Source organism: Nostoc piscinale CENA21 (genome assembly GCF_001298445.1).
Taxonomy (GTDB): Bacteria; Cyanobacteriota; Cyanobacteriia; order Cyanobacteriales; family Nostocaceae; genus Nostoc_B; species Nostoc_B piscinale_A.
In genome coordinates this window covers 5,580,034-5,592,068 of sequence record NZ_CP012036.1, presented here as the reverse complement: position 1 = coordinate 5,592,068, position 12,035 = coordinate 5,580,034, and the positions used below count along the sequence as shown (strand labels likewise).

Genomic DNA, 12,035 nt, shown 5'->3' with positions numbered 1-12,035 from the left:
AAGTCACTGTTAACGGGGGTTAGATAAAAAGACCGAACTTGCAGAATCCTTGTTTATGAGCGGTTGAAGGCAGCAATAATTAGTGTTAAATCATCGTCGGTACGTTGTGTTATCCGCTCAGAACCTAAAAACCTCACGAGTTGCTCTTTCGCTAATGACTTATCCTCGGCGTTTTCGATAAAGTCAAACAAAGGAAAAAAGAAGGGTTTGTGAGGTTCGCCAACAACCATGTTTAAAGCCAGCATTTGTAGTCCATCGGTGAGGATACCAACGTTGACTATTTCTTCACGCCATAATCTCATTTGGGCTGTATCTATAGCATCTAAGGAAGTCAAGAAAGTCGTTTCGTTGATATATTCTCCGTTATTGGGTATGGTTAGTGCAATTAAATTTCCTTGACGATTTTTTGCGACTGCCATCCCGTCACCGATTTGGGCTGCTGCTACCATTTCTGGTGTAGCGATGGTGATTATTAAGGTAGTTGCTAAATCTTGGGGCTGCTGGCTACAAGCTGCGGCTTCTGCTTCTACGGCTTTTTTGGCAGCCAGCAAGGCATCACTCAACAAAGATTGCACGTCTAAATCATCAGCTAAAACAGCGCGAGAGACTTCTTTGTGCGATAAATGTTCTACAGCTGCTTCTGTCGCCACCATTGCGCCAATTTTCCCCTGACTGGCAGAACCTGCGCCATCTGCTGCTGCGGCTACTAATATATTGTCTGGCAATAGCTGCCAGTTGTGAGCATCCTGACACAGCTGCTTATTTCTGATGTGGCTAGTACCACATACAGATGCGGCGACTACCCGCCAATGAGAAATCTGTTTTGATGTGTTCATAGATTCTATGTCTGGGCTAGCTGTGTAAGTATGAAACCGCGGGAGAGCGATTAAATGGAACCCCAGCCAATGGGTGGTAAGGCTACTTGCTCATCCACTTGGGAGTGAGAAACAGCCGCCATACTCGCTGACAACCACATAAACATTTCCACAAAGTTTAATCCGCGCAATTTCAGTGGTGTCCTCACAGCTAACTGATTGAGCGTTGTCATGTTGGCATTTTCTACACCTACAGAGAAAAAGGCTACGCGCTTGTTGGCTTCATCTCCTTGAACTCTTTGGGCAGCTTGGGCTACTAAATGTTCTTGTTCACCTTGTGGTTCACCATCGGTAATCATGAATACCCAAGGGCGATAGTAAGCAATGCCGTTTGACCGATATAAGGATTTGCGCTCTTGCACCATGTCTAAGGCTTTGTGAATGCCTGCACCCATGCTGGTGAGTCCTTGGGCGGTGAGAATTGGCGGGTTAAATTGATCGGCGGTTACAAAGTCTTGGACGACATTTACTTGGCTATCGAAAGTAACTATTGCTACTTCAACCCGACGAGATGCTAAGGAATTTTTGACTAATTCATCTTTTAAACTCAGCAAACCTTGATTTAATGCTTCTATGGGTTCGCCTTGCATTGAACCAGATGTGTCTAGTAACAATACACAAGGACAACGGGGTTCGGGATTTTCCGCAAATTCTACTACTTCATCTAGGGTTAATGTATCTTGCATAACTTTTTGTGTTATGTTATAGTCCAAAGCTTTATTTTCCTTTTTTCAAAGTATATATTTCAGTTTCCGGAGCCTCACAGGGAATAAGCAAATTTTTGGCGATCGCCAGCCGAGTCTTTATGTACTATTAAACAAATACTTTTCCCTAAATTCTCTACACATTTATTAAAGTTTTCATCAAGTTACCGTTGCAAAACCGCAAATTTACCAAGAGTTCTTGTTTACAGCCTTCTTAGAACTACAAAGATTGATGTAGAGCAACCGATAGAATATAATAAACATCAAAATTTGCCCAGATAAAAATTTAAAGATTTCGTGTGGAACATATTCATTTTTGTCTTTGACAAAATTGTTAACTCTTTCAATCGCTCATTAAAGTCACCCTGCAAGCTGGTTTTTAGCTAAATACGGAATTGAGCTAGTAAAATTTTTGTTTTTTATTAATTTTCCTCAAGGTTGCTCAAAAATGAAGAATCTATCTTATGACAGATGTATTTTTCTGAGCTTGAATCTAGGGTGTGGGTAACTCTTAGTCAAATATCAAATTTAAATTGATCTAGGGTAGTGTCTTGGATCTGTAAGTACTTGAGCCTCCTAAAAAAAAATTATTCTGGGTAAAAATTGGTAAAGCGCCAGCTCTGACTCATGACTGAGTAAAAATACTAACTTCAGTTATGACTTTTCAGAAATAGTAATGAAAAGTATTTTATAGTTATTGCCGTTTTGTCTTCGTAGATTATCAAACTGACTGGGTAAGGCTTTAGATTTCCATAGCTGTTAATCTCAATTTATTTTATCTTTTGAGAGAATAATTATCTGGGAGACATATTAAAACTAATAAAGTAAAACATACATAAGAATCCAAATTTGCATAGATTCTGTATAATTTTCTAAAACAATTTTTTAAAATGTCTAATTTCGGTACATTTACAGTTTTACGTCCTCATAGTTTATTAAAACAACTGTCTCATAGTGTCGAAACTACTTGTTTACAAGCATTTAGTAACTTAGTAACATGGCTAATTTATTTAGAACAGGGAAACATCACCTACGCGACCAACTCAGTTGAACCCTTTGATAGATTAGAACGCCATCTGCGCCGCCTGAATTTTCTCAGTAGCGAAATTCGCGTAGAATTACGCATGAATTTTGAAGCTGATGTGTTTAATCATGCAATTGCTGATAGCAACGATTTATCAACTCAGCCTGCTGACTATCAAGCAATTCATTGGCTAATTAATGAAGGTTATCTGGATGATGCACAAGCGACAATTTTGATTCAAGAACTTGTCAAAGAAGTGATGGAATCATTTTTATTGGTAAAAACAGGTACTTATGCTTTAAGTAATGCAACCCAAACAGTGACAAAAATTTGTCGCCTGGATGTAGAAAAAACTCTAGAAATTTGTCACATTAGACTACAAAATTGGCAATCTTTCGCTCCCCAAATTTCTTCACCTTATCAGCGTCCGTACCTGTTAATTAACAGGAATTTCCACAGCAAGAACTTACCGCCATTACCACGAGAATTAACAGCTTGGATGAAAGGGTTTAGCCTGCGACATCTGGCGGTAATTATGAATCAAGATGAAATGCAACTGGTTCAACATTTATACCCTCATATTGTGCAAGGAGGGGTAATTATGCACGAACCAGATCCACCATTTGATCAATTACCAAAGTATCAGCCAGAAGTTTCAGGATCTGCTCGATATACAACAGCATTACTCAACAGACAATTCATCGACACAGTAGTAGAACCCAGTAATCGCTATCTGGATGTAGAAACGGCTCTGGCTGTCGAAGATTTTAACCTTGTGGTGCGATCGCCACAAGCAACCTCACCATCAATTCACAATCTTCAGGAATTAACAATACCAAATACCATAAACTCTGCGCCCGAAAGAGTAACGACTACTACCGTCACCGCCAAAAAGACTTATAAAATCATTTCTGTGGATGATAGCCCGACAATTCTCAAAGAAATTAGTCGTTTTTTGGAAAGTGAGAATTTTTCTGTAGTGACAATTGATGATCCACTCAAAGCTGTAATGTCAATTATTCGTCATAAACCAGACTTAATTTTGTTGGATCTCAATATGGCTGGAATTGACGGTTATGAATTATGCAAAATAATTCGGAATAATTCTATGTTTAAACATACTCCGATTATTTTTGTCACAGGTAATAAAGGAATTGTTGATAAAGTCAAAGCTAAATTAGTCGGAGCCTCTGGTTATTTGACTAAACCTTTTACCCGTGCAGAACTGCTGAAACTTGTGTTTATGCACTTAGCTTGAAAGAAGGCAGGGGGCAGGGAGACAAGGGAGCAATCTTTCTACCTTGTCTACCCTCTCTACCTTGTCTACTCCCACTCAGCACGCAGAACTCAGCACTCAACACTAGCACTCAGAATGAAATTAAAGGCCGATGTATGCCGATAATACAGATGGTGCGTGATTGACAATCAAAATGCAAATCAGTCGAGAACTATCCCTGTCAAAAATGGGTTGCGGAACTTGGGCTTGGGGAAACCAACTGCTGTGGGGATACAACGAAAATATGGATGAGCAGCTACAGGCTGTGTTTAACTTGTGTGTCAGTAATGGTGTAACTTTATTTGACACTGGTGATTCTTACGGTACTGGGAGACTAAATGGACGTAGTGAGTTACTCTTGGGGCGTTTTTCTCAAGAGTATCAAGGTTTAAACCAGGACAAGATTTGCATTGCAACAAAGCTGGCTGCGTATCCTTGGCGATGGACAAGCCAGTCGATGATTAAAGCTTGTCAGTCTTCCGCCCAGCGTCTAGGTAGAAATGTTGATTTAGTACAAATGCACTGGTCTACAGCTAATTATGCACCTTGGCAAGAAAAAGGTTTGTTGGAGGGTTTGGCTGACCTTTACGAACAAGGTTTGGTTAAAGGTGTTGGGCTGTCGAATTATGGGCCAAAACGCTTAAAAATAGTGCATCAAAGATTTGCTGAACGAAGTGTGCCAATTTCTACCTTGCAAGTTCAGTATTCTTTGTTATCTACTTATCCGGTAACGCAACTAGGGCTAAAAGATGTGTGTGATGAATTGGGTATTAAATTAATTGCTTACAGTCCTTTGGCTTTGGGGATATTAACAGGTAAATATTCAAAGACAGGGACTTTCCCCAAAGGTATTCGTGGGTTGTTATTTAGACAGTTATTACCAGGAGTGCGATCGCTGTTAGCATGTTTACAAGAAATCGCCCAATCTCGCAATAAAACTATGTCACAGGTAGCCATTAACTGGTGTATCTGCAAAGGTACTATTCCCATCCCTGGTGCAAAATCTCTCGCCCAAGCACAGGAGAATATTGGTGCGTTAGGTTGGGAACTCGATGCTGGTGAAATAACAGAGTTGGACAAAGCTGCCAGCAGTACAGATAAAGTGATGGTGCAGAATATTTTTCAGACTAAGTGAGGGTAGGGGCGACAATCAGTGCAAAAGCCAGCCAGATAAAGCTTCTGGAGGTACAGACCTCTGGAAAAATTTGGATGATGATTGAGAATGAATTTACTTCAACCAAAATGGCGATCGCAAATCTACATTGTTTCTTTTCTGGCAAGAATGATTCAAGAGGGTTTAATTGTCACTGTGCAAGTTTGCTAAGAAGTTGTTGTGTCTTTTCATATCCAGTTTTATTTTTCTGTTTAGAAAAAATTTGTGCCGCCTTTTGTAAATCTTTAAGTGCGCCCTGCTTGTCTCTCAACTGAAAACGGGTAGCTCCTCGGTTATAATAAACTTCGGCAATATCTGGCTTGAAACGTAAAACTTGGCTGTAATCCTCTATTGCTCCTTGATTATCTCCTAACCGAGAGCGTACAATTGCCCGATTACCGTAGGCTGGAAGATAGTTAGGATTGAGTCGTAAAGTCTCGTTATAGTCTTTAATAGCTTTTTCTGTTTGGCCTAGCCTATGGTAAGCATAACCACGATTATAGTAAGCCTCTGCTAGATTAGGATTGAATTTTAGAGCCTGATTGTAGTTTTGAATGGCTTGTTGCTGGTCGCCTAAGACAAAGTAAGTATTACCACGATTGTTGTAAGCTTCTGCATATTTAGGATTTAACCGTAGTGCTTCATCGAAGTCTTTAACTGCCTCCTTTAAATTTCCTTTTTTTACCTTTTCTAACCCTTGATAGTAAAGATTCTCAACTTTTTCTGAGTTTGAGGAAGTTTGTGGTGAGTTGTTAGTACAAGCAAAGGACGTTCCACTAAGAATAATGAAAGTTCCTAACAAAGAGATGGCTTTATAAATTTCTTGTTTCATATATCAGACTTATGTTTATCTTATGTTTATTGTCCTAGCCGACGTTGTTTTCCACTCCATATATCTGGGTCAATTAAAGTAACGGCAATGAAGAAACACGCCATACCAAGAGAACCAGTCGGTGGCACATGAGATAGACCAAACAAAATTCCCGAAAAAATTAGGAGAATAACAGACCAGATCGGTGCGCCAGCACGTTTTAGAGCAATGGCTGCCGCTATCACTCCTATTGTCCAGCCACCACCACCTAAAACACCGATGACAGACAAAGTAGCACCGCCAAAAATCGGGTCGAAGAGGAACACGTTAAACTGCGTTGAAGCAAAAATTTGAATATTAGAAGATAATTCTCGCGTACTGCGGATGAGCAAGCCACCGGCTATCCCCATAATTGAATCAAGGGCATTATAAAAAATGATGAAACATATTATGCCAATACGACTGATGATCACTATCCATCCATGTAGGTTGTTAACCAAAAAAATAACTGCCAACCCTAATAAGCCAAATAGAGGCAATTGTAGCAGATGAAGAACAAGCCACCAATCAACCACAGGCAAGACAGATTCATAAGGTGTTTTGCCTGGTAGTCCAACGGGATGCCAGATTTCTAAAAGACCTAAGATTAGTGGAGTAGCTACTATAATCAGGCGTTGTACCAGTATTTGTTTATTCAAGGTATTTTTAACATTCATGAACAAGACCTAAAGTGTCAGATAAAAAAAATATTTTTCCTATTACTAATTAATATCATTAATTAATTAAATCAATTTAACTACAATTGCAGCTTAATTTGTTAAGGATCAATAATCTTTTAATTAATAATAACTATGGCTCTCCTAGACTAGTTATGGCAAACTAATACTTGATATCAGGTTAAATCCTTATATAATAAGGTATTCAAGAGAAACAAAGTACATTTTTATTAAATATTTGATGTTATGTAAATCGTTTTAAAGGTTTTTTAGTATTAATTTATCAACTCAAGTCTGGGAGAGCCATAATTATTAATTATTATTAGCTTGGCTTGATCCATTTTTGCATCCTTACTAATAAAAGTAACCAGTTAAACAAAGTGAAAGTTATTTAAAACTCTTCATTAAACATTAGCTAAAAACTATTTTAGCTTTAAGTAGATATTTGAGAAATATAAATATTCAGCTTGGTAACATTTTAAAAGAAAATAATGCAATATCTTCAGATGTTACCGTGATCAATTATAAATCTCAAACATCCTCCCAAAGGGGATTAGACTATTTATGCTATGCTCTTTTGCTTTTTAGGAAATCTTTTTTTTGAAAAAAATTTCCGAAGCCAAATGCAACAGCTAAACTCATAATTGTTGTAGGTTCAGGGACAGGTTCTGTGTTAATAGCAACACCAGGATTATCATTTGGGTTTTGAAAAGGAGCAGTAATCCCAGCACCAAATTCCGCAGCTAACTGTGTACCATCACCTAAATCATATATTCGATCATAGAAAAGATTCGGCGATTGGCTAAAACCAGTGTTTCCTACTAATACTCTTCCTGGTAAAGGACTTCCTGAAGTAATACGAGTAATGTTTACTGTACCGAAACCATAAGCATTTCCTCTACCTACACTCCCAATAGGAACATCATTTACATCTTTGAGGAACCAGTTAAATGAAAGAACTTCTCCTATATCAAAGTCATCAGCTGTAAATGTAAACCCATCAAGAACATTGTCTCCGTTATCGATTGTTTCTGGATCATTAGGGTTAATGAAACTAGGTCTTGTTCCACCTAATAAATCAATATTATTGATTGGTGTTCCTGCTCTCCATTTAATTGCTGTTTTCTCTAACTCATTACCTGGAGTAATAGAATCTACACGCCAATCATTAGTAATATTCAAGTTACCAGGAGGAAGACCATCGTCTCCCGCTCCAATGGGTCTACCATTAGGATCAATACCCGCTCCTGCAAAGAATGGTTTAGCTTCTCTGACGCTGCCAAAGCCATTACCTTGGTTTAAAGCAATATCTACACCAGATGCTTTTGTGTTTGTCCAGTTTAAAACCTCAAACTCGAATTCTATGCGGTCATTACCCGCGTCTCCAGGAACTAATTGGCTATCGGTGAAACGAAAACAGAAGACTGTGGGTAAATCTGGAAAAACAGGATCTGGAACTGGATCAGCAAGAGCAGGGGCTGAGGCTGCTCCAGCAAGTATGACAGTACATATACTAATATTTACTAAACTACTTGAAACACTGGCTGGAGAAACTAAAACTATTTTGGATAGCTGTCTGTTGGATTTCATGTTATTACCTCTTAAATTTGTTAGATATTAAGAGAGATAAACACCCAATCTTGCATCTGCTTATTTATTAAGTTTTTATAGCGTTTCTTATTCTAGTGAAGTACAAGCAATAAGAGTTAACCGCCGATGTAGAAGCAGTATCGGCTTTCCGAAGGGTACACAGATTGATGCAGATAAATTTGTACCTCAGCAGACCAGGAAAGACTATATCAGGTTTCAGATGAAAGATTTGCAATCATCTCTCCGAGGCAAGAGTTAATTAACTAGGAACTCACTTTCTCGATATCTAGAATTCACAAATAACATGAACTCCCTACGCCAGCATATCTGCGTGAATAAATTTACGAAAAATTTATTTATTCTTAGGCATAAAATTCAATACATAAAACTGTAAGTGTTTAAATAATTTATTGATGAAATTACATTTCAATATTTATTGACACTTATTTAAATATCTTAAAACCTACTACCTCGACACCAAATCAGCAATCACTCTAACAACAAAGAACCTGATATAGCAATACTTCCCGGTTAATAATTCATAAGTGGTTTAACCCGAATTTCTCACGTATGGGTAGCGGGTGTGAAAAGTGTGGGGAGTGTGGGGGGAAAGATTTCTTCACCATCCTCCCACTCCTCCCACCCTTCCCACACCCCTGGATTTCTCACAAGAGAGAAATCCAGGTTTAATATACCTATTGATCAAGACTGTTCTCTTTCAACAGTTAGATGTAGCTTACTCTGCACCGTGCAAAGCTATGAGGATGTAATAGTTTGATTTCAATGATTTATGGAAATCAGTAGACGAGATTTACTGAAAATAGCTTCTGCCTCTGGTTTAGGAACAGTCGGACTAGCAGCGTCAGCAGGAATTGGCAAACAAGCTTTAGCTCAAAATCAACCCACTCCAATTAAAAAAGGCGAAATGATTTATCGTCAGTTAGGTCGTACTGGGGAAAAAGTTTCGGTAATTGGTTTGGGCGGACACCATATTGGTAGGCCAAAAGACGAAGAAGAAGGTATTCGGCTGATTCGCACTGCCATTGATCGTGGTATTAACTTTATGGACAATAGCTGGGACTATCACAATGGCGGGAGTGAAATTCGGATGGGTAAAGCACTCCGGGATGGTTATCGGCAAAAAGTGTTTCTGATGACAAAGATTGATGGTCGCACAAAAAAAGCCGCAGCCCAGCAAATTGATGATTCGTTGAAAAGATTGCAGAGCGATCGCATAGACTTATTACAGCATCATGAAATCATCCGTATGGAAGACCCAGACAGGATTTTTGCTCCTGGCGGTGCAATGGAGGCGGTTCTAGAAGCCCAAAAAGCTGGCAAAATTCGCTACATTGGCTTTACTGGCCACAAAGACCCCTTAGTTCACTTGAGAATGCTGGATGTTGCTGCTCAAAACAACTTTCGTTTTGATACAGTACAAATGCCATTAAATGTTATGGATGCCCATTTTCGCAGTTTTGAACGTCAAGTTTTACCCAGACTTGTGAAAGATGGAATTGGTGTTTTGGGAATGAAATCAATGGGTGATCAAAACATTCTCAAAAGCAACACAGTTAAACCCATCGAATGCTTACACTATGCGATGAATTTACCAACATCCACAGTGATTACAGGCATTGAAAGTATGAAAATTTTAGACCAAGCTTTTGAAGCAGTCCGCACATTTGAACCTATGAGTCAAGCACAAGTTCAAGAACTATTAAACCGGACTCGTCAAGCGGCGGCTAAAGGTCAATATGAATTGTTTAAAACTACTAGTCAATTTGATAGTACAGCACTTAATCCTGAGTGGTTGGGTTGATGTCTGGCAGAGTTCAGATTTACTTTATAAATAATCTCTGAGCTTCTGCCTCACACAATTACTCTTTACCCACAGGATTAATTGGCCTTCTAGTAGGAGCTAATACCATTAAGAAATCAACTTGTTCTTTATCTGGTGTCGTAGAACTTGTGGCACTTAAACTGTAGATTGAACCAATGATTGATTTCCAAGGTCGGAAGTTTTTATCATCAAAGAAACTGGGAGCAAATCCATAAATCCAAGACAAGGTAGATCCCCCATTCAAATAAAAATAGCCGTAGTTAGGTCGGGGTAAAGAATTAGTTGCAGTTTGGAAATTATAAGTTGCAGGCAAGGGAATATAAGGTTGTGGTACTAAATCTTTAATTGCGCCAAAACCTGTTGAAATTACAAGGGTTTTTTCGTCTACCCAATTATAAGCAAGTAAGCTTTGAGAAGATTCTCCGTTGATATCCCAACTCGTAATGTTTTGACCTTGGATATCATGAGTATTAACTACAACTTCTCCTTCTGAGAAAGATTTGATCAGTTCATCTAATTTCTTGAGCGTAGTTTCAGCAGCAGCTCGATTATTTGTTTCTAAGGCGATACCGATGCCTAAATTCAAGTTAGGAATTGAGCCTAATAACCCTCCCTTAGAAGGAAACAAAAAGAAAGCATAATCACCGTCCATCCAATTGAGGATGTCTTTTTCTAAATCCAGTTTAGTATTATTCAGGACAAAAGTCCGGAGTTGGTCGAGATACTCTTTGAGTTTTGGTTCTGTACTCAAAGCTTGTGCTATTAGTAGCCATTTCTGATTGAGATTGCGACCTGTGGCAGCAGAGTAAGTAGCACCTGGTAATCTTGATACTATCGCCTCTGGTTGTTCAGTTTGAAATTCATCTGTTTCTGATTTTGGAGTTTGGCGATAGGCTATAGCTTGAAGACGCAATCCTTCTGGTTCTACTGTTAAAAAACCATTGATGCTCCCAAATTTTTTTTAATTCATCAACGTTAATTGATTCACTACCAACAATCGGAAAAGGCAGACTTGGATCTTTGCTGAGGTCGTTAATTAAAGGAACAAAATTTGCCAAGTTTTCATACATGGCAAACAAAGATTTAGCATACTGGGGATGCTTAATTATTGCCTGAAATTGGGGATTTTGAGCAAGATTATTCTCTTTTTGCGAAGCATCAATAATTTGCTCAATGGATTTACCCGTAAATCCACTGACAATGTAACCTGGTAAAGTAGCGATCGCCAGTCCTCTTGGACTTCTTTTTAACCAATCTGGATTACCCAAAATCGGTGGAATCGCCGCTAATTTTGATTTCTTCAGAGAATTAGTTGGTGTGATTTTTGATTTATTTTCGGTTAGGGGTAGTTTTATCGGCTTTGTCGGTAATTTGGGAAGTTTGTCTAAATTAGATTCTGGTGATGCTGCTGGTTCAGGTGCTTTTGGTAACTCTGGTAATGGAGTTGTTGATTCCGTCTCTGGATTTGATTCTGGTGATTCTGGTAATTTTGGCGGTTCGGCTGGTTCTGGAACCTGGAGTTCTATAATAGTTACACCTTTGTACTCACTTACCTTGACCCGTTTTGGATCACCATTTTTCAGTAAGTCTAAAAAAGGCTGGATGCGGGACTCATCTTTCAGAGGAGCCAACATTACAAAATTATTCTCTATAGTTGCGTTTGTACCTTCAACCTTGGGTAGAAACGCCACCGCTACTTGTTCACCCAACAAAGATTCAATTTCTCGCACATAGTCGAGTTTAAAAGAAGGTGGCAAATATTGAGCTACGGCGGAAAATGCTCTGTCAAATAAATAAAAAACGACTTAAGGCTGCCCAAGCATCTACCTTCGTGTTAACTAAGCCGACTAATGGTGTGTCTGCTGGTAAGATGTTAGCGATCGCCGGGACATTCAGGGTAGTAGATGCCTCAGCCTCGCTTTTTTCAGCCACAGGAGAAGCCACTGCTAAAACTGATAATAGCGATACTGTAATAATCGGTGATACCATTTTGAATTTTAGATTTTCGATTTTAGAATTGCAACCTAGCAACTAAATGTATAA

The 12,035-nt window shown here is 38.8% G+C and carries 11 protein-coding genes; 3 read left to right on the top strand and 8 right to left on the bottom strand.

The window, feature by feature from the left end:
* Window positions 1-53: 53 nt before the first annotated feature.
* Complete coding sequence (locus tag ACX27_RS23865) at window positions 54-836, bottom strand: PP2C family serine/threonine-protein phosphatase (protein WP_062296074.1); 783 nt, start codon at window positions 834-836, stop codon at window positions 54-56.
* Between the two features lie 50 nt (window positions 837-886).
* Window positions 887-1,561 (bottom strand): vWA domain-containing protein, encoded by a 675-nt coding sequence (locus ACX27_RS23860; RefSeq protein WP_062296072.1) that lies wholly within the window; start codon window positions 1,559-1,561, stop codon window positions 887-889.
* Window positions 1,562-2,469: 908 nt separating this feature from the next.
* On the opposite strand from ACX27_RS23860, the gene ACX27_RS23855 reads away from it, so the two are divergent.
* Together ACX27_RS23855 and ACX27_RS23850 are read left to right on the top strand one after the other, a co-directional pair.
* Window positions 2,470-3,861, top strand: a complete 1,392-nt coding sequence (locus ACX27_RS23855) for a response regulator (RefSeq protein ID WP_062296070.1) — start codon at window positions 2,470-2,472, stop codon at window positions 3,859-3,861.
* Window positions 3,862-4,033: 172 nt separating this feature from the next.
* The gene (locus ACX27_RS23850; RefSeq protein ID WP_062296068.1) at window positions 4,034-5,014 is read left to right on the top strand and encodes an aldo/keto reductase; all 981 of its coding nucleotides are present in this window, start codon (window positions 4,034-4,036) and stop codon (window positions 5,012-5,014) included.
* Between the two features lie 169 nt (window positions 5,015-5,183).
* Here the strand turns inward: ACX27_RS23850 and ACX27_RS23845 are convergent, their stop codons facing one another.
* From ACX27_RS23845 to ACX27_RS23835, 3 genes are all read right to left on the bottom strand, one after another.
* Window positions 5,184-5,864 (bottom strand): tetratricopeptide repeat protein, encoded by a 681-nt coding sequence (locus tag ACX27_RS23845; RefSeq protein WP_083468819.1) that lies wholly within the window; start codon window positions 5,862-5,864, stop codon window positions 5,184-5,186.
* A gap of 26 nt (window positions 5,865-5,890) precedes the next feature.
* Window positions 5,891-6,559, bottom strand: coding sequence for a hypothetical protein (locus ACX27_RS23840; RefSeq protein WP_062296066.1), 669 nt, complete (start codon window positions 6,557-6,559; stop codon window positions 5,891-5,893).
* A 567-nt stretch (window positions 6,560-7,126) separates the two neighbouring features.
* Complete coding sequence (locus tag ACX27_RS23835; protein WP_062296065.1) at window positions 7,127-8,149, bottom strand: PEP-CTERM sorting domain-containing protein; 1,023 nt, start codon at window positions 8,147-8,149, stop codon at window positions 7,127-7,129.
* A 790-nt stretch (window positions 8,150-8,939) separates the two neighbouring features.
* Here ACX27_RS23835 and ACX27_RS23830 point away from each other — a divergent pair.
* On the top strand, window positions 8,940-9,971 hold the full coding sequence (locus ACX27_RS23830) for an aldo/keto reductase (protein WP_062296063.1): 1,032 nt from the start codon (window positions 8,940-8,942) through the stop codon (window positions 9,969-9,971).
* Window positions 9,972-10,029: 58 nt separating this feature from the next.
* Here the strand turns inward: ACX27_RS23830 and ACX27_RS23825 are convergent, their stop codons facing one another.
* The 3 genes from ACX27_RS23825 to ACX27_RS23815 are packed head-to-tail and all read right to left on the bottom strand — an operon-like array spanning window position 10,030 to window position 11,981.
* Entirely contained in the window at window positions 10,030-10,905 is an 876-nt protein-coding gene (locus ACX27_RS23825; protein ID WP_062296061.1) for a DUF3352 domain-containing protein, read from the bottom strand.
* Window positions 10,853-11,749 carry a DUF3352 domain-containing protein gene (locus ACX27_RS23820; protein ID WP_062296060.1) on the bottom strand — a complete coding sequence of 299 codons (897 nt, stop codon included), beginning with the start codon at window positions 11,747-11,749 and terminating at the stop codon, window positions 10,853-10,855. Before ACX27_RS23820 ends, ACX27_RS23825 begins: the two co-directional genes overlap by 53 nt.
* A 28-nt stretch (window positions 11,750-11,777) precedes the next feature.
* Window positions 11,778-11,981, bottom strand: a complete 204-nt coding sequence (locus tag ACX27_RS23815; protein ID WP_062296058.1) for a hypothetical protein — start codon at window positions 11,979-11,981, stop codon at window positions 11,778-11,780.
* Window positions 11,982-12,035: the final 54 nt, after the last annotated feature.